This is a genomic window from Streptomyces sp. NPDC057939, assembly GCF_042887545.1.
In the GTDB taxonomy this organism is placed as follows: Bacteria; Actinomycetota; Actinomycetes; order Streptomycetales; family Streptomycetaceae; genus Streptomyces.
The window spans coordinates 31055-53370 of the sequence record NZ_JBHVPG010000040.1 but is presented as its reverse complement, the minus strand read 5'-3'; the positions used below and the strand labels follow the sequence as shown (position 1 = coordinate 53370).

Annotated in this window: 19 protein-coding genes; 14 read left to right on the top strand and 5 right to left on the bottom strand. The window is 72.0% G+C overall.

Annotated elements, in window-relative coordinates:
• From ACFVS6_RS31715 to mutM, 4 genes are all read left to right on the top strand, one after another.
• Positions 1 to 536, top strand: a 536-nt coding sequence (locus ACFVS6_RS31715) for a YceD family protein (protein ID WP_389709274.1), incomplete at its 5' end; no start/stop codon positions are given.
• A gap of 2 nt (positions 537 to 538) precedes the next feature.
• Positions 539 to 712 (top strand): 50S ribosomal protein L32, encoded by a 174-nt coding sequence (gene rpmF, locus ACFVS6_RS31710; protein ID WP_003965982.1) that lies wholly within the window; start codon positions 539 to 541, stop codon positions 710 to 712.
• Positions 713 to 731: 19 nt separating this feature from the next.
• On the top strand, positions 732 to 1565 hold the full coding sequence (gene rnc, locus ACFVS6_RS31705) for a ribonuclease III (protein WP_389709272.1): 834 nt from the start codon (positions 732 to 734) through the stop codon (positions 1563 to 1565).
• Positions 1566 to 1724: 159 nt separating this feature from the next.
• Positions 1725 to 2594, top strand: coding sequence for a bifunctional DNA-formamidopyrimidine glycosylase/DNA-(apurinic or apyrimidinic site) lyase (gene mutM / locus ACFVS6_RS31700; protein ID WP_389709270.1), 870 nt, complete (start codon positions 1725 to 1727; stop codon positions 2592 to 2594).
• Here mutM and ACFVS6_RS31695 read toward each other — a convergent pair.
• Positions 2567 to 2971 carry a winged helix-turn-helix transcriptional regulator gene (locus tag ACFVS6_RS31695; protein WP_389709268.1) on the bottom strand — a complete coding sequence of 135 codons (405 nt, stop codon included), beginning with the start codon at positions 2969 to 2971 and terminating at the stop codon, positions 2567 to 2569. The genes mutM and ACFVS6_RS31695 overlap by 28 nt on opposite strands.
• A 118-nt stretch (positions 2972 to 3089) precedes the next feature.
• Between ACFVS6_RS31695 and ACFVS6_RS31690 the strand changes: the two genes are divergently transcribed.
• Complete coding sequence (locus tag ACFVS6_RS31690) at positions 3090 to 3704, top strand: flavodoxin family protein (RefSeq protein ID WP_389709266.1); 615 nt, start codon at positions 3090 to 3092, stop codon at positions 3702 to 3704.
• A 25-nt stretch (positions 3705 to 3729) separates the two neighbouring features.
• Here the strand turns inward: ACFVS6_RS31690 and ACFVS6_RS31685 are convergent, their stop codons facing one another.
• Positions 3730 to 4638: a CAP domain-containing protein gene (locus tag ACFVS6_RS31685; protein WP_389709264.1), complete on the bottom strand. Its 909-nt coding sequence runs from the start codon at positions 4636 to 4638 to the stop codon at positions 3730 to 3732.
• 130 nt (positions 4639 to 4768) lie between these two features.
• Here ACFVS6_RS31685 and ACFVS6_RS31680 point away from each other — a divergent pair, with 130 nt between their 5' ends.
• The 4 genes from ACFVS6_RS31680 to ACFVS6_RS31665 all read left to right on the top strand — a co-directional run bounded on the left by ACFVS6_RS31680 (position 4769) and on the right by ACFVS6_RS31665 (position 11243).
• Positions 4769 to 5050 (top strand): acylphosphatase, encoded by a 282-nt coding sequence (locus ACFVS6_RS31680; protein ID WP_389709262.1) that lies wholly within the window; start codon positions 4769 to 4771, stop codon positions 5048 to 5050.
• Positions 5051 to 5399: 349 nt separating this feature from the next.
• Positions 5400 to 5615, top strand: a complete 216-nt coding sequence (locus ACFVS6_RS31675; RefSeq protein ID WP_030227372.1) for a hypothetical protein — start codon at positions 5400 to 5402, stop codon at positions 5613 to 5615.
• Positions 5616 to 5852: 237 nt separating this feature from the next.
• Positions 5853 to 9617 carry an AAA family ATPase gene (locus ACFVS6_RS31670; RefSeq protein ID WP_389709260.1) on the top strand — a complete coding sequence of 1255 codons (3765 nt, stop codon included), beginning with the start codon at positions 5853 to 5855 and terminating at the stop codon, positions 9615 to 9617.
• 195 nt (positions 9618 to 9812) lie between these two features.
• The gene (locus ACFVS6_RS31665; RefSeq protein ID WP_389709258.1) at positions 9813 to 11243 is read left to right on the top strand and encodes a sugar porter family MFS transporter; all 1431 of its coding nucleotides are present in this window, start codon (positions 9813 to 9815) and stop codon (positions 11241 to 11243) included.
• Between the two features lie 45 nt (positions 11244 to 11288).
• Here ACFVS6_RS31665 and ACFVS6_RS31660 read toward each other — a convergent pair whose 3' ends face one another.
• Complete coding sequence (locus ACFVS6_RS31660; RefSeq protein WP_389709256.1) at positions 11289 to 12275, bottom strand: LLM class flavin-dependent oxidoreductase; 987 nt, start codon at positions 12273 to 12275, stop codon at positions 11289 to 11291.
• 59 nt (positions 12276 to 12334) lie between these two features.
• Positions 12335 to 13807 carry a cytosine permease gene (locus tag ACFVS6_RS31655; RefSeq protein WP_389709253.1) on the bottom strand — a complete coding sequence of 491 codons (1473 nt, stop codon included), beginning with the start codon at positions 13805 to 13807 and terminating at the stop codon, positions 12335 to 12337.
• A 157-nt stretch (positions 13808 to 13964) separates the two neighbouring features.
• On the opposite strand from ACFVS6_RS31655, the gene ftsY reads away from it, so the two are divergent.
• Positions 13965 to 15188, top strand: coding sequence for a signal recognition particle-docking protein FtsY (gene ftsY / locus ACFVS6_RS31650; protein ID WP_389709251.1), 1224 nt, complete (start codon positions 13965 to 13967; stop codon positions 15186 to 15188).
• An 88-nt stretch (positions 15189 to 15276) separates the two neighbouring features.
• Here the strand turns inward: ftsY and ACFVS6_RS31645 are convergent, their stop codons facing one another.
• Positions 15277 to 15945, bottom strand: coding sequence for a bifunctional DNA primase/polymerase (locus tag ACFVS6_RS31645; protein ID WP_389709315.1), 669 nt, complete (start codon positions 15943 to 15945; stop codon positions 15277 to 15279).
• 406 nt (positions 15946 to 16351) lie between these two features.
• Here ACFVS6_RS31645 and ACFVS6_RS31640 point away from each other — a divergent pair, with 406 nt between their 5' ends.
• The 4 genes from ACFVS6_RS31640 to ACFVS6_RS31625 all read left to right on the top strand — a co-directional run bounded on the left by ACFVS6_RS31640 (position 16352) and on the right by ACFVS6_RS31625 (position 22276).
• Positions 16352 to 17833, top strand: coding sequence for a hypothetical protein (locus ACFVS6_RS31640; RefSeq protein WP_389709249.1), 1482 nt, complete (start codon positions 16352 to 16354; stop codon positions 17831 to 17833).
• Between the two features lie 305 nt (positions 17834 to 18138).
• Positions 18139 to 19482, top strand: coding sequence for an ammonium transporter (locus ACFVS6_RS31635; RefSeq protein ID WP_281206319.1), 1344 nt, complete (start codon positions 18139 to 18141; stop codon positions 19480 to 19482).
• The gene (locus ACFVS6_RS31630) at positions 19479 to 19817 is read left to right on the top strand and encodes a P-II family nitrogen regulator (protein ID WP_362875886.1); all 339 of its coding nucleotides are present in this window, start codon (positions 19479 to 19481) and stop codon (positions 19815 to 19817) included. Before ACFVS6_RS31635 ends, ACFVS6_RS31630 begins: the two co-directional genes overlap by 4 nt.
• Before the next feature lie 17 nt (positions 19818 to 19834).
• Positions 19835 to 22276, top strand: coding sequence for a [protein-PII] uridylyltransferase (locus tag ACFVS6_RS31625; protein ID WP_389709246.1), 2442 nt, complete (start codon positions 19835 to 19837; stop codon positions 22274 to 22276).
• The last annotated feature ends 40 nt before the right edge of the window (positions 22277 to 22316 follow it).

The window sequence follows — 22316 nt, the reverse complement described above, 5'->3', positions numbered from 1 at the left end:
GTCTCGCCGGTGTCATCGGAGTGCCGGAAGGCACCCCGCTGAAGCTCAACCTCCGCTTGGAGTCGGTCATGGAAGGGGTGCTTGTCACAGGCACCGCCCGTGCATCGGCCGTGGGGGAGTGCGTAAGGTGTCTGGAGACCGTCGAGCGTGAGCTCAAGGCGGACTTCCAGGAGATGTTCTCGTACCCTGACGCCGACGACCGGACCCGCTCCAAGGCGGAGCCGGCCGACGACGCCGAGGACGACGAGGACACGCTCTTCCTCGAGGACGGCTTGTTCGACCTCGAACCCGTGCTGCGCGATGTGGTGGTGCTCGCACTGCCCATGCAGCCGGTGTGCCGGGAGGACTGTCTCGGACTGTGCCCCGATTGCGGGCTCAGCCTGAACGACGACCCGGAACACCACCATGACGCCGTCGACATCCGTTGGGCGGCACTGCAGGGACTCGTCGTGACCGATCAGGACGACGAGAAGGACAACATGAGCGGCACTGCCTCTGACGGAGTTCAGGGCGCCGCCGAGAAGCAGGAGAAGTAGCCGTGGCTGTTCCGAAGCGGAAGATGTCGCGCAGCAACACGCGCCACCGCCGGTCGCAGTGGAAGGCTGCGGTCCCCACCCTGGTTTCGTGTGAGCGTTGCCAGGAGCCGAAGCTCCAGCACATTGCGTGCCCGAGCTGCGGCACCTACAACAAGCGCCAGGTCCTCGAGGTCTGAGCGGCTGGTGAGAGGCGCAATGTCTGAGCTGTCCAACGCTGAGAAGCAGGCAGACAGTAACAACGCGGCCTCGTCCCACACGCTTCTGGAAGGGCGGCTCGGGTACCAACTCGAGTCCGCCCTTCTGGTGCGTGCGCTGACCCACCGTTCGTACGCGTACGAGAACGGCGGTCTGCCCACCAACGAACGCCTGGAGTTCCTCGGGGACTCCGTGCTGGGCCTGGTGGTCACGGACACGCTGTACACCACCCACCCCGACCTGCCTGAAGGCCAGCTGGCCAAATTGCGGGCCGCGGTGGTCAACTCGCGTGCGCTGGCGGAGGTGGGGCGCGGCCTCGAACTCGGCTCCTTCATCCGGCTCGGCCGGGGCGAAGAGGGCACGGGTGGCCGGGACAAGGCCTCCATCCTCGCCGACACCCTTGAAGCGGTGATCGGCGCGGTCTACCTCGATCAGGGCCTCGACGCGGCCTCGGAGCTGGTTCACCGGCTCTTCGACCCGCTCATCGAGAAGTCCTCCAACCTCGGGGCCGGCCTGGACTGGAAGACCAGTCTCCAGGAGCTCACGGCGGCTGAAGGCCTCGGCGTACCGGAATATCTGGTGACCGAGACCGGACCGGACCACGAAAAGACCTTTACCGCTGCCGCCCGCGTCGGTGGTGTCTCGTACGGCACCGGCACCGGCCGCAGCAAGAAGGAAGCGGAACAGCAGGCAGCGGAGTCCGCCTGGCGCGGGATCCGTGCCGCCGCGGACGAGCGGATCGCGGCTGCCGCCGCGGTCGCGGCGGCTCCCGCCGCCGTTCCGGCCGAGGACGACGGGGCGCCGACGCCCGCCGAACCGACGCCGGGCGCCTGATCGAACCGCCCCTTCGGGCTTTTCCCGCCCGCCTCCTGCCCCGGCAGGAGGCGGGCGGACCCGTTTCCGGGGCTGTTTCCCGATCCCTTTCCGAGTGGCGGCGGGCGGCCGGTAGGCTCGCCGGAGCCCCCCGTCCGTGGATCTCCGGAGGAGAACGCCGTGCCCGAGCTGCCCGAAGTCGAAGTCGTGCGGCGCGGGCTGGAGCGATGGGTGGCCGGGCGGACCGTCGCTTCCGTGGAAGTGCTGCATCCCCGCGCGGTACGCCGTCACCTCGCCGGCGGAGCCGACTTCGCCGCGCGCCTGGCCGGCCGGACGATCGGGGTGCCGCGGCGGCGCGGCAAGTACCTGTGGCTGCCGTTGGAGGGCGGGGACCTCTCCGTGCTCGGCCACCTCGGGATGAGCGGGCAGCTGCTGGTGCAGCCGGCCGGCGCCCCCGACGAGAAGCACCTGCGCATCCGGGTCCGCTTCACCGATGCCGCCGGCACCGAGCTGCGCTTCGTCGACCAGCGCACCTTCGGCGGGCTGTCCCTGCACGAGATCGTCGGTGACGGCGCCGAGGGGCTGCCCGACGTCATCGCGCACATCGCGCGCGACCCGTTGGACCCGCTCTTCGAGGAAGCCGCCTACCACCTGGCGCTGCGCGCCAAGCGCACCACCGTGAAGCGGGCCCTGCTGGACCAGTCGCTGATCAGCGGGGTCGGCAACATCTACGCGGACGAGGCGCTGTGGCGCGCGAAGCTGCACTACGAGCGCCCCACCGCCACCCTGACGCGCCCCCGGAGCACGGAACTCCTCACCCACGTGCGGGACGTCATGAACGCCGCGCTCGCCGTCGGCGGGACCAGCTTCGACAGCCTGTACGTCAACGTGAACGGGGAGTCGGGCTACTTCGACCGCTCGCTCGACGCCTACGGCCGGGAGGGTGAACCCTGCCGCCGCTGCGGCACGCCGATGCGGCGCCGCGCCTGGATGAACCGGTCCAGCTACTTCTGCCCGCGCTGTCAGCGCCCGCCGCGGTCCGCGTCGTAGGTCCCCCGGGAGACCATGACCTGGTCCATGCTGCCTTCGAGGAAGTGGATGAGCGCGAGCAGTCGGTCCGCGACCTCGCGGCCCAGCGGCGTCAGCTCGTAGTCGACGCGGGGCGGGTTGGTCGGCTGCGCCTCGCGGTGGACGATGCCGTCGCGCTCCAGGGCGTGCAGGGTCTGCGAGAGCATCTTCTCGCTCACGCCGTCGACCCGGCGGCGCAGCTCGTTGAAGCGGCAGGGCCCTTCGCGCAGGGCGCCGACCGTAAGGCTGCCCCAGCGGCCGGTGACGTGCTCAAGGGTTTCCCGGGAGGGGCAGGCGCGCGCGAAGACGTCGAACGGCAGGTCCGCGCCGGCGGCATCGGTACAGACAGGTGACTCCATACGCACAAGCGTACCCCCGGGTAGCGCTAACTGTCTGCTTGCGCTTTCGAAAAGTTAGTGCTTCTCTTTCTCTCGTCGCACAGCGGCACCCACCGCACCGCTCTTGAGGAGACCAGCCATGTCCGCAGTCACCCCCGCCCCCGTCGTGTCGATCGCCTACCACTCCGGGTACGGGCACACCGCGGTCGTCGCCGAGGCGGTGCGGGTGGGAGCCGCCGCGGCCGGCGCGACCGTCCACCTGATCAAGGTCGACGAGATCGGCGAGGCCGAATGGGAACTGCTCGACGGCTCCGACGCCATCGTCTTCGGCTCCCCGACCTACATGGGCACCGCCTCGGGCGCCTTCCACGTCTTCGCCGAGGCCACCTCGAAGCGCTGGTTCGGCGACGTGTGGCAGGACAAGGTCGCCGCCGGCTTCACCAACTCCGGTTCCAAGAGCGGCGACAAGCTGCACACCCTGCAGTTCTTCCAGACGCTGGCCGCGCAGCACGGCATGAGCTGGGTCAACCTGGGCCTGAAGCCCGGCTGGAACTCCACCACGGGATCCGAGTTCGACCTGAACCGCCTCGGCTTCTTCTCCGGCGCCGCGGCCCAGACCAACTCCGACGAGGGCCCGGAGGGCGTGCACAAGGCCGACCTCGCGACCGCCGAGCACCTCGGCCGCCGGGTGGCCGACCACACCCGCGTGGTCGTGGCGGGCCGGGCGGCGCTGACGGCGACCGTCGCCGTCTGATCGGACGGGGGAGCGCCCGGGGCTTCTAGAAGCCGAAGTCCTGGGTCCACCAGGGGCCGCCGGACGCGACGTACACGCCGACGCCCAGGGTGCGGAATTCGCAGTTGAGTATGTTCGCCTTGTGGCCCGGGCTGTTCATCCAGGCCTTCATCACGGCGTCGGCGTCACCCTGGCCGCGCGCTATGTTCTCGCCGCCCATGCCCGAGATCCCGGCCTTGTCGGCCCGCATCCAGGGGGTGTTCCCGTCCGGATCGGTGTGGTCGAAGAAGCCCCGGACCGCCATGTCCTTGCTGAAGGCCCCGGCCAGCGCGGCGAGGGGCGGGTTGGCCCGGACCGGACCGCAGCCCGCCATCGCGCGTTCCTGGTTCACCAGGGTGAGGACGGCCGCCTCCTCGGCGTTGTGGCCGTCGTCGGGCTTCGGGGCAGTGGGCTTCGGCGCCGGCGGCTCGGGCTCCGCAGGCTTGGGCGCGGGCGGCTTCGGGGCCGGCGGGGCGGTGCTCCGCTCCGGCTCCGCTTCCTTCGAGGAGGGGGCTGTCGAGGGCGCGGGTGCCGTGGAAGGGGAGGCCGAGGGCGACGATGACGACGAGGCCGAGGCCGAAGGGGACGGCGAGGCCGAGGCGCCGGTGGAGGCGGAGGGGCCGGTCACGCCGCCCTTGCCGGCGGGGGCCGACGAGGCCCGGCCCGACAGGCCGGCGAGGCCGCCCTGCGGTTCCGGGGTCCGGTCCGCGCTCGCGGCGGGCTCGGCCTTCGCCTCGGTGCGGTCGGCGCCCGGTCCCACGTAGGGGAACGAACCGCCCACCGGGACGAAGCCGGTCGTGACGGCCGCCGTGCCGAGCGCCACGGCCACCGAGACGCCGAGCAGGCCGGTGCGCACGGCGGTGCGGCGCGTGACGCCCCGGCGGGGCGGCGCGGCGTGGAGTCGGTGGCGTCCCATCGGCGGCTCGCCCTTCCTTGCAAGATCAACCCTTACTCACCCGAACGGGTGAGGCATTGGTGGGGGACTGTAGCCCATGACGCCAGGGGGCGATGTGACCCGAAAGTGTTTGCCCCGTTAGCGTTCACGCATGAATGAAGAAGTCCGGCTGACCGCCTGGGTGCGTGGCCGTGTACAGGGAGTGGGCTTCCGTTGGTTCACCAGGGCGAATGCTCTGGAGATCGGCGGCATGGTCGGATTCGCCCTCAATCTGGACGACGGACGGGTCCAGGTGGTGGCCGAAGGTCAACGTGAGAATTGCCACCGGCTGCTGGATTGGCTCCACTCCGCCGACACGCCCGGGAGGGTGGACGGTGTGACGGAGATCTGGGGCACACCGCGCGGCGGTTACGACGGCTTCGGGATGCGGTGATCTTTCGACCGATCATGAACTGATCGGACCCGCGGCCGGCGCGCACATGGTCGGATCTGCGCATTCATCGCCGACGCGTTGCCGTGGGCGCCGATCCGTGGAAGGCTCGGAGACGAGGATGATCTCCGCGACCCTTGCGCGGACCGGGCCGCCCGCCGATACGGGGCGTGATCGTGTTGACCGTCAAACTTTTTGGTGAGACGCTGGAAGCCCCGCGCACCTGAGCTGTTTGGCAGTGTTGGCAGTAGTAAGCGCAGTGACTGACAGTCGCTGCCGGACATCCGCGGGTGCGATTCCCTCACGACCCACACCGCTTCGGTCGGTCACTCAGTGTGGAGGACCATCCATCATGGCAAAGGCGCTTCTCGGTTACGTCGGCGGTTCCGACCCGCGACTCCTCGCCGAGATGCGACGGCTTCAGCAGCGCGTCCAGGACCTCGAGTCCGAGCTCGGACGAATCCAGTCCGAGAACGACGCTCTGAATGCGGCCGCCGCTCAGCACGGAGACTCGCTGCTCGACAGCATCGACCTCGACGTACCCCAGGCGGAGCCTGCGCTCACCTGATCCGCGCTCACCCGTCGCAACTCCAGCCCCGCATGATCTGCAAGGGACGCTCCGGCGTCCCTTCTTTCTTTCACCCGCGCGCTTTCCCCCTCGGTCGTCCGCCCCGCCCTCCCCGTCGGCGTTCCGTACGCGTCGCCGGATTCACATTGGGCCGGGCGGGGGGCTGATTCCTTTGGCGTCTGATCTGCCCTGCACCTTCATGGGTGAAACCGGACGCGAAAGGTAGAGTCCGGCGGCGTGCACCTCAAGTCCCTGACCCTCCGCGGTTTCAAATCCTTTGCCTCCGCGACCACCCTGCGCTTCGAACCGGGGATCACCTGCGTCGTCGGCCCGAACGGTTCCGGCAAGTCCAACGTGGTGGACGCGCTGTCGTGGGTCATGGGGGAACAGGGAGCCAAATCCCTGCGCGGCGGCAAGATGGAGGACGTCATCTTCGCCGGGACCACCGGCCGCCCGCCGCTCGGCCGCGCCGAGGTGTCCCTGACCATCGACAACTCCGACGGCGCCCTGCCGATCGAGTACGCCGAGGTCACCATCACGCGGATCATGTTCCGCGGCGGCAGCAGCGAGTACCAGATCAACGGGTACACCTGCCGGCTCCTCGACATCCAGGAACTCCTCTCCGACTCCGGCATCGGCCGCGAGATGCACGTCATCGTCGGCCAGGGACAGCTGGACTCCGTGCTCCACGCCGACCCCATGGGCCGGCGCGCCTTCATCGAGGAGGCGGCGGGCGTACTGAAGCACCGCAAGCGCAAGGAGAAGGCGCTGCGCAAGCTCGACGCGATGCAGGCCAACCTCGCGCGGGTGCAGGACCTCACCGACGAACTGCGGCGCCGGCTCAAGCCGCTCGGCCGGCAGGCCGCCGTGGCCCGGCAGGCCGCCGTGATCCAGGCGGACCTGCGCGACGCGCGGCTGCGCCTGCTCGCCGACGACCTGGTGACGCTGCGGGTCGCGCTCGACGCGGAGATCGCGGACGAGGCGGCGCTCAAGGAGCGCAAGGAATCCGCCGAACGGGACCTCGCCGGTGCTCTGCGCCGGGAGGCGGAGCTGGAAGCGGCCGTGCGGGAGCTCTCGCCCCGGCTCCAGCGCGCCCAGCAGACCTGGCACGAGCTGGCGCAGCTCGCCGAGCGGGTCCGGGGCACCGCCTCGCTGGCCGACGCCCGGATCAGGAGCGCGACGGCCCCGGTGGAGGAGGAACGGCGCGGGCGCGACCCGCAGGACATGGAGAAGGAGGCCGAGCGGATCCGCGAGCAGGAGGTGGAACTGACGGCCGCCCTGGAGGCCGCCGAACGGGCGCTGGAGGACACGGCCGCGCACCGGTCCGAGCTCGAACGGGCGCTCGCCGCGGAGGAGCGCCGACTGCGGGACGCTGCGCGGGCCATCGCCGACCGGCGCGAGGAACTGGCCCGCCTGACCGGGCGCCTCGGCGCGGCCCGCTCCCGGGCGGGCGCCGCCGAGGCGGAGATCGACAGGCTGGTGGCGGCCCGGGACGGGGCGCAGGCCCGGGCCGTGGCGGCCCGGGAGGAGTACGAGGCCCTGGCCGAGGAGGTCGGAGGGCTGGAGCAGCCCGAGGCGGAGGGGGAGTACGAGGCCGCCCGGGCCGAACTGGTCGAGGCGGAGGCGGCCCTCGGCTCCGCCCGGGAGGCGCTGACCGCCGCGGAACGCTCCCGCGCGGCGGTGTCGGCCCGCCGGGACGCCCTCGCCCTGGGGCTGCGGCGCAAGGACGGCACGGGGGCGCTGCTCGCAGCGCGCGAGAAGCTGGCCGGGCTGCTCGGACCGGCGGCGGAGCGCCTGACGGTGACCCCGGGGTACGAGGTCGCGGTGGCCGCGGCGCTCGGGGCCGCCGCCGACGCGGTGGCGGTGGACTCCCCGGGGTCGGCGGCGCGCGCCATCCGTCACCTCCGCGACGCGGACGCGGGTCGGGCCGCCTTCCTGATCGCCCCGGCATCGGTGGGCGGGGCCCCGGAGCCGGGCCGGCCCGAATCCGAAGCGGCCGGGAGCGGCGCCGAACCGGGTGGCGCCGGCCCGGGGACGGGCGCGAACGGTTCCGGACCGGGCGGCCCCCGCCCCGCCCCCGGTGGGGTTCCGCACCCGGCGGCGGGCCGGGACCGCAGCGCCGCCGCGCAGGCGGGGACCGAGGGGGCCGCAGCCGTCGTCCGGACGGCCGTCGGCGTGCTGGCGCCCGCGTGGCGGGAGGCCGCGACCCTGGTCGGCGGGGACGCCGAGGTGCGGCGGGCCGTGGCCTGGGTGCTGCGGGACCACGTGGTGGTCGCCGGCCTGGAGGAGGCCGAGGCGGTCGTGACGGAGCACCCGCACCTGGTTGCGGTGACCGCGGAGGGCGACGTACTCGGGGCCCACGCCGCGCACGGCGGTTCGGCGGGGGCGCCGAGCCTGATCGAGGTGCAGGCCGCCGTCGACGAGGCGGTGGCGGAGCTGGACCGGCTGGAGGAGCAGTGCCGCGAACTGGCCGCGGCGCAGGACGGGGCCCGGGAGCGGCGCACCGGGGCCGCCGCCCGGGTCGAGGAGCTGGCCGAGCTGCGACGGGCGGGTGAGCAGGCCCGGGCCGGGGTCGCGCAGCAACTCGGGCGCTTGGCCGGGCAGGCGAAGGGGGCCCTGGGCGAGGCCGAGCGCAGCGCCCTGGCGGCGTCGACGGCACAGGAGTCGCTGGAACGGGCGCGGATCGACGTCGAGGAGTGCGCGGAACGGCTCGCGGTGGCGCAGGAGATGCCCGCCGAGGAGGAACCCGACAGCTCGGCGCGGGACCGGCTCGCGGCCGACGGGGCGAACGCCCGACAGACGGAGATGGAGGCCCGGCTCCAGCTGCGGACGCACGAGGAGCGGGTCAAGGGCCTGGCCGGGCGGGCCGAGGCCCTCGATCGGGGGGCCAGGGCGGAACGCGAGGCCCGGGCGCGGGCGGAGCGGCGGCGCGCGCGGCTGCGCCACGAGGCCGAGGTGGCCCGGGCGGTGGCCGACGGGGCGCGGCAGCTGTTGGCGCACCTGGAGGTGTCGGTCGGTCGGGCGGAACAGGAGCGGGCGGCTGCGGAACGGGCCAGGGGCCTGCGCGAGCGGGAGCTCGGGGAGGCCCGCGGCCGGGGCCGTGACCTGAAGGGCGAACTGGACAAGCTGACCGACTCCGTCCACCGGGGCGAGGTGCTCGGTGCGGAGAAGCGGCTGCGGATCGAACAGTTGGAGACGCGGGCCCTGGAGGAGCTGGGCGTGGACCCGGTCGCCCTGGTGGCGGAGTACGGCCCCGACCAGCCCGTCCCGCCCGCCGGGGGCGAGGGGGGCCCGGGTGGCCCCGTTGCCGGGGACGGGGACGAGCGGGATCCGAGCCGGCTGCCCGGGCCCTTCGTACGGGCCGAACAGGAGAAGCGGCTCCGTGCGGCGGAGCGGGCGTACCAGCAGCTCGGCAAGGTCAATCCGCTCGCGCTGGAGGAGTTCGCGGCGTTGGAGGAGCGGCACCGGTTCCTCAGCGAGCAATTGGAGGACCTGCGCAAGACGAGGACCGACCTCCTTCAAGTCGTGAAGGAGGTCGACCAGCGGGTCGAGCAGGTCTTCACGGAGGCGTACCACGACACCGCCCGGGAGTTCGAGGGCGTGTTCTCCCGGCTGTTCCCCGGTGGCGAGGGCCGGCTGATCCTCACCGACCCGAACAACATGCTGACCACGGGAGTGGACGTGGAGGCCCGGCCGCCCGGCAAGAAGGTCAAGCGGTTGTCACTGCTGTCCGGCGGTGAGCGGTCGCTGACGGCCGTGGCGTTGCTGGTCTCCATCTTCAAGGCGCGCCCCAGTCCGTTCTACGTGATGGACGAGGTGGAGGCGGCCCTGGACGACACCAATCTGCAGCGGCTGATCCGCATCATGGTGGAGCTCCAGGAGAGTTCCCAGCTGATCGTCATCACGCACCAGAAGCGGACGATGGAGGTCGCCGACGCCCTCTACGGGGTGTCGATGCAGGGCGACGGGGTGTCCAAGGTGATCAGCCAGCGGTTGCGCTGAGGCCGGTCGTGAACCCTGAGTCTTCAAGAAGTTAACCCAAGTGGCGATTCCCTCAGTTAACGAGACCTTCACATGACCTCTTGACTTCAGGAAATGAACACATAGGCTCGCTCCGCTGTCTCCCGCCTTCGGGTGGTGCCCGATCTTGACCTGTGCGCCACTAGGAGAACGGACAAAACCCCCACGGAGCGCACCTTGACCAGCAGCACAGCGAAGGCACCCGCGCCGGGCGGCGGCTCGCCGCAGCCCGAACACCTCGGGCACGTCATCTTCATCACCGCGGCCGCGGCCATGGGCGGATTCCTCTTCGGCTACGACAGTTCCGTCATCAACGGAGCCGTCGAAGCCATCCGTGACCGCTTCGACGTCGGTTCCGGCACCCTCGCCCAGGTGATCGCCGCGGCACTCATCGGCTGCGCCCTCGGCGCGGCCACGGCCGGCCGCATCGCCGACCGGATCGGCCGAATCCGCTGCATGCAGATCGCAGCGGTCCTCTTCACCGCGAGCGCCATCGGCTCCGCCCTGCCGTTCGCCCTCTGGGACCTCGCGCTGTGGCGGGTCATCGGCGGCTTCGGCATCGGCATGGCCTCGGTGATCGGTCCCGCCTACATCGCCGAGGTGTCCCCGCCCGCCTACCGCGGCCGGCTCGCCTCCTTCCAGCAGGCCGCCATCGTCATCGGCATCGCCGTCTCGCAGCTGGTCAACTGGGGCATCCTCAACCTCGCCGGCGGCGACCAGCGCGGCGAGCTCGGCGGCCTGGAAGCCTGGCAGTGGATGCTCGGCGTCATGGTCGTCCCGGCCGTGCTCTACGGCCTGCTGTCCTTCGCGATCCCCGAGTCCCCGCGCTTCCTCGTCTCCGTCGGCCGGATGGAGAAGGCCAAGACGGTCCTGCGCGAGGTCGAGGGCGAGGGCATCGACGCGGACGCCCGCGTCCACGAGATCGACAGCGCCATCCACTCGGAGCAGAAGTCGACCTTCAAGGACCTGCTCGGCGGCCGCTTCGGCTTCCTGCCGATCGTCTGGATCGGCATCGGCCTCTCCGTGTTCCAGCAGCTCGTCGGCATCAACGTGATCTTCTACTACAGCTCCTCGCTGTGGCAGTCGGTCGGCATCGACCCCAGCTCCTCGTTCCTGTACTCCTTCGAGACGTCCGTCGTGAACATCATCGGTACGGTGATCGCGATGCTGTTCGTCGACCGGATCGGCCGCAAGCCGCTGGCCCTCATCGGCTCGGTCGGCATGGCGATCTCCCTCGCGCTCGCCGCGTGGGCCTTCTCCTACAAGGACACCAGCGGCGGTGAGATCGCCCTGCCGCAGACCCAGGGCCTCGTCGCCCTCATCGCCGCCAACACCTTCGTCCTCTTCTTCGCCCTGTCCTGGGGCGTGGTGGTCTGGGTGCTGCTCGGCGAGATGTTCCCCGGGCGCATCCGCGCCGCGGCCCTCGGCGTGGCCGCCGCCGCCCAGTGGATCGCCAACTGGGTCATCACCGTGTCGTTCCCGACCCTCTCGGACTGGAACCTGTCCGGCGCCTACGTCATCTACGCGGTCTTCGCCGTGCTCTCGATCCCCTTCATCCTCAAATGGGTGCCGGAGACCAAGGGCAAGGCGTTGGAGGAGATGGGGTAATCATCCCCGCCACCACCCCCTCTCCTCCCTCGGCGCTGCCCCGGCTCAGTCCTTGAGTCGGGGCAGTACCCGTTCGCACAGCAACTGCAGGCTCCGCCGGCCCTCGTCCAGCGGCATCCCCCCGCACAGCGGGTGCAGCACCAGGTTCCCCGCCTCGCCCGCCTCCCGGGCGAAGTCCACCGCCTGCTCCGGGCTCAGGATCCGGTACACCCCCTCCGCGCGGAGCTCCTCGACCGTGCGCGCGCGCGAGCGCACCGCGCTGCGGATGTCCTTGGACTGCCAGGAGGCGTACGTCGCGGCCTCGTGCAGGAAGTGCCCGCCGTACTCGGCCCACGCCCGGTCGGGGTCCTCCGCGAGGTGCAGCAGCGGCGTCACGGCCGCGGGCATCATGCAGAACCCCTCCGTGCCGTACTCCGCGAGCTTCTCCCGGTAGTAGGCCTCCAGCTCCGGCAGGTGCGCGCTCGGGAAGAAGGGCAGCCCCAGCCGGGCCGCGCGGCGGGCCGCCGCCTCCGAGCTGCCGCCGACCAGGAGCAGCGGGTGCGGCCGGGTCAGGGGGCGCGGGGTGACCCGTACGGTCCTGCCGCGGAAGGTGAACGGCTCGCCGGTCCACGCCTTCAGCAGGGTCTCCAACAGCTCGTCCTGGAGCCTGCCGCGACGGCCCCACTCCACGCCGTGCTGCTCGTACTCCTCGGGCCGGTAGCCGATCCCCGCCACGGTGACGAGGCGCCCCCCGCTCAGCAGGTCCAGGACCGCGATGTCCTCGGCGACCTTCAGGGGGTCGTGCAACGGGCCGATGATCGCGGAGACGGTCACCGTGAGCCGGCGGGTCGCGCCGAAGACCGCGCCCGCGAAGGTGAAGGGCGAGGGCATCCAGTTGTTCGCGGTGCCGTGGTGCTCCTCGGTCTGGAGGGTGTCGATGCCGTGCTGGTCCGCGTAGACGGCCATTTCCAGCGCCGCACGGTAGCGGGCGGAGAGGGTCTCGGGGGTGCCGTTCGGGTCGACCAGATTGAACCGGGCCACGGTGATGGGCATGGAGGAGTCCCCCTTCGCCTGAGGTGGGTGGGCGAAGGGGGACGTTAGCTGACGCAGCGTCAGTTGGACAGGGTCCGCGCGGGCGCGCGGTCCTCCGGGGAGGCGGCCGCGGGCCCGACCGGCGCCCTGCGCGGCAGGACGGCGTAGAGCACGCCGGAGGTGACGATGCCGGTCACCCAACCGAGGCCGTTCTGTCCGATCCAGGTGGAGGCCAGCGGCCCGCTGAACCAGTCCACCTTGGTGAACAGCAGGCCCGTCACCAGGGCGAGCGCCCAGGCCGTCATCGCCTGCCAGGCGAACCCGCCCCGGTACCAGTAGGCGCTGGTGGGGGTGGTGTCCAGCAGCGCGGCGCCGTCGTACGTCCGGCGGCGGAGCATGTCCACGCCGAACACCCCGATCCAGGCGGAGAAGGCCACGGCCAGCAGCGTCAGGAAGGAGATGAACGAGCCGAAGAAGCTCGTGGCCACGACCATCAGCAGGAAGCCGAAGACCAGGCTGATGACGGCGTTGACGCTCACGGCCCAGGCGCGCGGGACCTTGATGCCGAGCGTCTGCGCGGTGAAACCGGCCGAGTACATGGACATCGAGTTGATCAGCAGCATGCCGATCAGCGCGATGAGCAGGTACGGGACCGCCAGCCAGATGGGCAGCAGCTCGCCGATGAAGGAGACCGGGTCCTGGGCGGTGGCCAGGTCCGGCGTGCCGACGGCCATCACGGCGCCCATCAGGACCATCGGCAGCACCACGACGCCCGCGCCGCCGATCGTCGCGCCGACCATGCCCCGCGAGGAGGCGGTGCGGGGCAGGTACCGGGTGAAGTCCGGGCCGGAGGGCACCCAGCTGATGCCGCCCGCCGCGATGGTGCCGATGCCCGCGATCATCATCGCCGTGGAGCCGGCCGGCTTGTCGAAGACGGCCGACCAGTCGGTCGTGAACAGCAGGTAGCCGAGCACCAGCACGCTGAAGCCGCCGAACAGGTACGTCGACCAGGTGGAGCAGACGCGCAGCGCGTTGATGCCGAGCCCCGAGACCACGAAGGTGCAGCCCACGAACAGGAGCAGGGTGAGCACGATGAGCGCGGTGTTGCTCCGGATCCCGAAGAGCAGGTCCAGGACGGTCAGGACGGCGTAGGCCCCGCTGACCGCGTTGATCGTCTCCCAGCCCCACCGGGCCACCCAGATCAGCGCGCCCGGGAACAGGTTCCCGCGCTGGCCGAAGACGGCCCGGGACAGCGCCATGCCGGGCGCCCCGCCGCGCTTGCCGGCGATGGAGATCAGCCCGACGAGCCCGTACGAGATCACGGGCGCGGCGACCGCCACGACCAGCACCTGCCAGATGTTCAGTCCGTTCAGGATCACCAGGCCCGCGCCCATGGTGAGCAGCAGCACGCTGATGTTCGCGGCGACCCAGGTGGGCACGAGCTCGCGGACCCGGCCGGTGCGCTCGCCGTCGGGTACGGGCTCCAGGCCGCGGGTCTCGACGGCGGTCTCGGCCGGGGCGACTATCGCGCCGTCGGCGGTCTCGGCAGGCATGCGCTACTCCGTGGGGGCAGGGAGGGGGAGTCGACCATCATCATAGATTCCTCGCTAAAAGCCCAAATAGAGTCTTAGTGCTCCCGGGGAACGGCCGAAAACGCCCGGGCGGGACCGACGGACCGCCGCGGACGTGGTCGCGCATACTGACTCTGTTATGGAAATCCTGATCCTTGCTGTAGTCATCGCCCTGGTCGCGGTCGGCGCGATCAGCGGGCTCGTGGTCAGCAGCCGCAAGAAGAAGCAGCTGCCCCCCACGGCGCCGCCGAGCACGCCGACCATCACTGCCCCGCCCGCCGAACCGCAGGTGGGGGAGGACGCCGCACCGACGGCGGAAGAGCCGCGCCGCACGATCGAGGAGGTCACCCTCCCCGACGCCGAGGCCGCCCTCGCCTCCCCGGTCGCGGTCGAGGATCCGGTCGTCGAGGCCCCCGCCGCGCCCGAGATCGAGGTGCCCGAGCCCACCGCCGGCCGCCTGGTCCGGCTGCGGGCGCGGCTCGCCCGTTCGCAGAACTCCCTCGGCAAGGGGCTGCTCACGCTGCTCTCGCGCGAGCACCTCGACGAGGACACCTGGGAGGAGATCGAGGAGACCCTCCTCATCGCCGACGTGGGCGTCGCGCCGACCCAGGAGCTGGTCGAGCGGCTCCGCGAGCGGGTCAAGGTGCTCGGCACCCGCACCCCCGCCGAGCTGCGCGCCCTGCTCAAGGAAGAGCTGGTGGCGCTGGTCGGCACCGACTTCGACCGCTCCGTGAAGACCGAGAGCGGCGTCGACACCCCGGCCGTCGTGATGGTCGTCGGCGTCAACGGCACCGGCAAGACCACCACCACCGGCAAGCTCGCCCGCGTCCTCGTCGCCGACGGCCGCAGCGTGGTCCTCGGCGCCGCCGACACCTTCCGCGCGGCCGCCGCCGACCAGCTCCAGACCTGGGGCGAGCGGGTCGGGGCGCGCACCGTGCGCGGTCCCGAGGGCGGCGACCCGGCGTCGATCGCCTACGACGCGGTCAAGGAGGGCATCGCCGAGGGTGCCGACGTGGTGCTCATCGACACCGCCGGCCGGCTCCACACCAAGACCGGCCTCATGGACGAGCTCGGCAAGGTCAAGCGCGTCGTGGAGAAGCACGGCCCGCTGGACGAGATCCTGCTCGTCCTCGACGCCACCACCGGCCAGAACGGCCTGACGCAGGCCCGCGTCTTCGCCGAGGTCGTGGACATCACCGGCATCGTCCTCACCAAGCTCGACGGCACCGCCAAGGGCGGCATCGTCGTCGCCGTCCAGCGCGCGCTCGGCGTCCCGGTCAAGCTCATCGGCCTCGGTGAGGGTCCGGACGACCTGGCCCCCTTCGAGCCGGAGGCGTTCGTCGACGCCCTGATCGGCGACTGAGAACGCCCGGAAGCGCCCGAGGGCGCCGCTCCGCACCACGGTGCCCCCGGTCCGATCGGACCGGGGGCACCGTCGCGTGTGGGGGGCGTCAGCGCCGGAAGCGGTGGCAGATGTAGGCCAGCGTGCCCAGCAGCAGCCGGGCCTGCGGCGGGCCGCCCGCGCAGTCCAGGGCGGGCCTGCGCAGCCAGTCGGCCGGGCCGAGGCCCGCGTGGTCGGAGGGCGGGGCGGTCAGGAAGGCGCCGGGGCCCAGGGCGCGCAGGTCCAGATCGGCGTCGTCCCAGCCCATCCGGTACAGCAGCTGCGGCAGCTCGGCGGCGGCGCCGGGAGCCACGAAGAACTGCGCGCGGCCGTCCGGGGTCGTCGTCACCGGTCCCAGCGGCAGCCCCATCCGCTCCAGTCGGACCAGGGCCCGACGGCCCGCTTCCGCGGACACCTCGATGACGTCGAAGGCGCGGCCGACCGGGAGCATGATCGCCGCGCCCGGGTACTCGCCCCAGACCTCGGTGACCTCGTCGAGGGTGGCGCCCGCGGGGACGGTGGGAGCGAAGTCCAGCGGATGCGCCCCCGGCGCACCGCAGTTCGTATGACCGCAGGAGCAATCCCGCGAGGGACCGGCGGCCCTGGCGCCGGGCCTCACGTCCCAGCCCCACAGCCCCGTGTACTCCGCCACCGTCGTGCACTCCGAGGTCCGGCCGCGGCGCCGGGCGCCGGTACGGAACTCCTTGGTGCCGCGGCTGCCGCCGATCGTGAAGCCCATGCCCATGCCCCCTCCAACGGGTCGGACGCGCCGGTGGTTACGACGTCGGCGGGACCTGTGGGCGGTCGGGCGCGTCGCGTCCTCCGGTCGGACCCACCCGGCGCACTCCTCGCCGCGCGCGCCCCGAGCGCACTCCCGACCAACCACTCCGTTCCGCCTTCGTGTCAAGTGAATCGCGCCTGGCCGGTGGCGAGTTCATTCGAAGGGGTGGCGAATGGTGGCGTTTCTGGAATCGACCTCGCGGCAGGGGTGATCGTAGGATTACTTTCGGTGCACGAACCTGGACGCGTACCCGATGATGGGTATGCCGGAGGCAATCCGTGGAGGACCTGTGAAGGTCCCCGACGGTCCGGGCCGCCACGGCCAGGGTTCCGTGTGGAGAAGCGATGCGGATGGGGGCGTTCCAGTGAGCGGCAACGGCGCGAGCGGAACGGTCGATGAATCCGCCGACCGCAATGTCCAGCTGACGTCGTGGTTCGTCCGCAGCGGCTGGTCCAAGGGCGAACTCGCCCGCCAGGTCAACCGTCGGGCCCGTCAGATGGGCGCCCACCACATCAGCACGGACACCTCGCGGGTCCGCCGCTGGCTCGACGGGGAACAACCCCGCGAACCCGTGCCGCGCATCCTCTCCGAGCTGTTCTCCGAACGCTTCGGGTCCGTCGTCGCCATCGAACAGCTCGGCCTGCGCACCGCCCACCAGACCCCGTCCGTCTCCGGCGTCGACCTGCCCTGGGCCGGACCGCAGACCGTGGAACTGCTCAGCGAGTTCTCCCGCAGCGACCTGATGCTGGCCCGTCGCGGCTTCCTCGGCACCTCGCTCGCGCTCTCCGCCGGCCCCGCCCTCATCGAGCCCATGCAGCGCTGGCTCGTCCCCGTCCCCGCCGCCGACCCCGGATCGCGCGACCTCGTCCAGCAGACCGGCCACCGCCCGCCCCGGCTGTCCGAACCGGAACTCGACCTCCTCGAAGCCACCACGGTCATGTTCCGCCAGTGGGACGCCCAGTGCGGCGGCGGACTGCGCCGCAAGGCCGTCGTGGGCCAACTGCACGAGGTCACCGACCTCCTCCAGGAGAACCACCCCGCCCCGGTCATGAAGAGGCTGTTCAAGGTGGCCGCCGAACTCGCCGAGCTCGCCGGTTGGATGAGCTACGACATCGGCCTGCACCCCACCGCCCAGAAGTACTTCGTCCTCGCGCTGCACGCCGCCAAGGAGGGCGGCGACAAGCCGCTCGGCTCGTACATCCTGTCCAGCATGAGCCGCCAGATGATCCACCTGGGCCGCCCCGAGGACGCGCTGGAACTCATCCACCTCGCGCAGTACGGCAGCCGCGACTGCGCCGGCCCCCGCACCCAGGCCATGCTGTATGCGATGGAGGCCCGCGCCTACGCCAACATGGGCCAGCCCAGCCGCTGCAAGCGCGCCGTCCGGATGGCCGAGGACACCTTCTCCGACGTCGGCCTCGGGGGGGAGCCCGAACCCGACTGGATCGGCTTCTTCTCCGAGGCCGAACTCAACGGCGAGAACTCCCACTCGTACCGCGACCTGGCCTACGTCGCAGGCCGCAGCCCCACCTACGCCTCCCTCGCCGAACCGGTCATGGAACGCGCCGTCGACCTCTTCGCCAAGGACGACGTGCACCAGCGCTCGTACGCCCTGAACCTCGTCGGCATGGCCACCGTCCACCTGCTCCAGCGCGAGCCCGAGCAGGCCGCCGTCCTCGTCGACCAAGCACTCGACGTGGCGCGAAAGGTGCGCTCCGAACGGGTGAACACCCGACTGCGCAAGACCGTGGACACCGCCGCCCGTGAGTACGGCGACGTCGCCGAGGTGGTCCGCCTGACCGACCTCCTCGCCTCCCGCCTCCCCGAAGCGGCCGAGGCCGTCTGACGGCCCTCGCGGCCGCCCCCAAGGCCCCGGCCGCGGCAGTCACCCCGTGAAGCCCGATCAGGCTCCCCCAGCCAGGTCTCCCGGGTCACCGCCGCGGCCGGACCCCCACCATGATCCGTTCATGGACGCGTAACACGCCCGACCTCTTCGTCATCGGGGCGAAACACCCAGCGGCGCCGCCGGAAACCGGCCTGCGCGAATCTCAGGGCCATTAACCGGCCGGCCCCCACCGACCGGACCCCTTAACGCCGCTCAGGTTTTCACGATCGCCCGCACGCGAACGTACCGACGACGAGGAGACGCCGATGGCATCAGCCATCACGACCCTCGCGGCAGACGCCCCGACGCTGTCTGCCGCGAACACCGGGTTCATGCTCATCTGCTCCGCCCTGGTCATGCTGATGACCCCGGGACTCGCCTTCTTCTACGGAGGCATGGTCCGCGTCAAGAGCAGCCTCAACATGCTGATGATGAGCTTCATCAGCCTCGGGATCGTGACGATCCTGTGGGTCCTCTACGGCTTCAGCCTCGCCTTCGGCACCGACCACGGCTCCCTCATCGGCTGGAACTCCGACTACGTCGGCCTCAGCGGCATCGGGATCACCGAGCTCTGGGACGGCTACACCATCCCCGTGTACGTCTTCGCCGTCTTCCAGCTGATGTTCGCCGTCATCACCCCGGCCCTCATCAGCGGCGCCCTCGCCGACCGCGTCAAGTTCAGCGCCTGGGTGCTGTTCACCGCCCTGTGGGTCACCGTCGTCTACTTCCCCGTCGCCCACTGGGTGTGGGGCGCCGGCGGCTGGCTCTTCGAGCTCGGCGTCATCGACTTCGCGGGCGGCACCGCCGTCCACATCAACGCGGGCGCCGCGGCCCTCGGCGTCATCCTGGTCATCGGCAAGCGCGTCGGCTTCAAGAAGGACCCGATGCGCCCGCACAGCCTCCCCCTCGTGATGCTCGGCGCCGGCCTGCTGTGGTTCGGCTGGTTCGGCTTCAACGCCGGATCCTGGCTCGGCAACGACGACGGCGTCGGCGCCGTCATGTTCGTCAACACCCAGGTCGCCACCGCCGCCGCCATGCTCGCCTGGCTCGCCTACGAGAAGCTGCGCCACGGCTCCTTCACCACCCTCGGCGCCGCCTCCGGCGCCGTCGCCGGCCTCGTCGCCATCACCCCCGCCGGTGGATCCGTCAGCCCGCTCGGCGCGATCGCCGTCGGCGCCATCGCCGGTGTCCTGTGCGCCATGGCCGTCGGCCTCAAGTACAAGTTCGGCTACGACGACTCCCTCGACGTGGTCGGCGTGCACCTCGTCGGAGGCATCGCGGGCTCCCTCCTCGTCGGCTTCTTCGCCACGGGCGGGGTCCAGTCCGACGCGGCGGGCCTCTTCTACGGCGGCGGCCTCGAACAACTCGGCAAGCAGGCCATCGGCGTCTTCGCCGTCCTCGCCTACTCTCTCGTCGCATCGGCGATCCTCGCCCTCCTCCTCGACAAGACGATGGGGATGCGGGTCAGCGAGGACGTCGAGGTCTCCGGCATCGACCAGGTCGAGCACGCCGAGACCGCCTACGACTTCAGCGGAGCCGGCGGCGGAGCGGCCACGCGCACCGCCCCCGCACCCGCCACCGCCGCAGCGAGCAAGAAGGTAGACGCATGAAGCTGATCACCGCGATCGTCAAGCCGTACAAGCTGGACGAGATCAAGGAAGCCCTCCAGGCGTTCGGGGTCCAGGGACTCACCGTCTCCGAGGCCAGCGGGTACGGACGCCAGCGCGGCCACACCGAGGTCTACCGGGGCGCCGAGTACACCGTGGACCTCGTACCGAAGATCCGCGTCGAGGTCCTCGTCGAGGACACCGACGCCGAGGAACTGATCGACCTCATCGTGCGCGTCGCCAGCACCGGCAAGATCGGCGACGGCAAGGTGTGGAGCGTCCCCGTGGACTCGGTCGTCCGGGTCCGCACCGGCGAGCGCGGCGCCGACGCGCTCTAGCTGACAGGAGCTCCTGGGTGACGAGCGTCGAACCGACCACGACCGGTCCGGACAACGATCCGCGCGACGCGGGACCCAGCGGCTACGCCGCGGCCCGGCTGCGACTCCTCCAGGAGGAGTCGCGGTCCGGGCCGTCCCGGCGATCCGCCCTGTCCGCGCTGACGGACGAATGGCTGACCGCCCTGTTCGCCACCGCCGCACGGGAGACCGGCGTGCGCGGCGCGGCCCTCGTGGCCGTCGGCGGCTACGGGCGGGGGGAACTGTCCCCGCGCAGCGACCTCGACCTGCTGCTGCTCCACGACGGCAAGGCGCAACCACGGGCCCTCGCCGCCCTCGCCGACCGGCTCTGGTACCCCGTGTGGGACCTCGGCCTGGCACTGGACCACTCGGTGCGCACCCCGGGGGAGGCCCGCAGGACCGCCGCCGAGGACCTCAAGGTGCACCTCGGACTGCTCGACGCCCGACCCGTCGCGGGGGACGCCGGACTGCTCGCCGGCCTGCGCACCTCGGTCCTCGCCGACTGGCGCAACCAGGCCGCCAAACGGCTCCCGCAACTGCACGCCCTGTGCCGTGACCGGGCCGACCGGGCGGGGGAGCTCCGCTTCCTGCTGGAACCCGACCTGAAGGAGGCCCGCGGCGGACTGCGCGACGCCACCGCGCTACGGGCCGTGGCCGCGTCCTGGCTGGCCGACGCCCCGCGCGAGGGACTGGCCGAGGCCAGGCGCCGGCTGCTGGACGCACGGGACGCCCTGCACCTGGTGACGGGCCGGGCGACCGACCGGCTCGCCCTCCAGGAACAGGAACAGGTCGCCGCCCGGCTCGGCCTGATGGACTCCGACGCCCTGCTCCGCGAGGTGTACGAGGCCGCACGGGTCATCGCCTACGCGGGCGACGTCACCTGGCGCGAGGTCGGACGGGTCCTACGGGCCCGGGCCGCCCGACCGCGCCTGCGCGGACTGCTGGGGACACGGGGGGTCCCGGCAGTCGAGCGCGCACCACTGGCCGAAGGGGTCGTCGAGTCCGACGGGGAAGCCGTACTGGCCCTGGCCGCGCGGCCCGACCGCGACCCCGTACTGCCCCTGCGGTTCGGGGCGGCGGCGGCGCAGGCCGGGCTGCCCGTCTCCCTGCACGCCGTGCGCCGCCTCGCGGCCCAGGCGAAACCGCTGCCGGTGCCCTGGCCCGCCGAGGCGCGGGAACAGCTCGTGACCCTGCTGGGCGCGGGCGAGCCGACCGTCGGGGTGTGGGAGGCGCTGGAGGCCGAGGGGCTGATCACCCGCCTGCTCCCCGACTGGGAACGGGTGCGGTGCAGGCCGCAGCGCAACCCGGTGCACACCTGGACGGTGGACCGGCACCTCATCGAGACGGCGGTACGGGCCTCCGCCCTGACCCGCCGGGTCGGCCGCCCCGACCTGCTGCTCATGGCCGCCCTGCTGCACGACATCGGCAAGGGGTGGCCGGGGGACCACTCGGTGGCCGGCGAGACCATCGCCCGGGACATGGCGGTCCGGGTGGGCTTCGACGCCGAGGACGCCGCGGTGCTGGCCGTCCTCGTACGCCACCACCTGCTGCTCATCGACACCGCGACCCGGCGCGACCTGGACGACCCGGCCACCGTCCGTTCCGTCGCCGAGGCCCTGGGCTCGGTCGGCACGCTGGAGATCCTGCACGCCCTGACCGAGGCCGACGCCCTCGCGACGGGCCCCGCGGCCTGGAGCACCTGGCGGGGTTCCCTCGTGGCCGACCTCGTGGAGCGGGTCGCCGCCGTCCTGCGCGGCGCGCCGCCCGCCGCCGGAGAGCCGGAGATCCCGAGCACCGAACAGGAACGTCTGGCGGTGGAGGCGCTGCGCACCGGGGAACCCGTGCTGGCGCTGCGCGCCCGTGAGGAGGAGGACGAGGCGGTCGGGGTGGAACTGGTCCTCGCGGTCCCCGACCAGCCCGGCGTGCTCCCGGCCGCCGCCGGGGTCCTGGCGCTGCACCGGCTGACCGTCCGGGCGGCGGACCTGCGCTCCATGGAACTCCCGGACCTGCCCGGCGAGGTCCTGGTGCTGCGCTGGCGGGTGGCCGCCGAATACGGCGCGCTGCCCCAGGCGGCCCGGCTGCGGACCGACCTGATGCGGGCCCTGGACGGCTCGCTCGACGTCCCGGCGAAGCTCGCGGACCGCGAGGCGGCCTACCCGCGGCGGCGGGGAGTCGTACCGCCGCCGCCGCGGGTCGGGGTCGTGCCGGACGTCTCCTCGCTGGCCACCGTCCTGGAGGTACGGGCCCCCGACGCGGTCGGGTTGCTGCACCGCATCGGCCGGGCCCTGGAGTCGGCCGGGGTCCGGGTGCGCAGCGCGCACGTCTCCACCCTGGGCGCCAACGCCGTGGACACCGTCTACGTCGTCGACGCCGACGGCAAACCCCTGACCGGGGCGGACGCCGCCGCCCTGGCCGCGTCGGTGCAGACCGCGCTGACGTAGGCCGTCCGCGCTCGGGGCCCCCACCGCCCGTTCCCGTCCC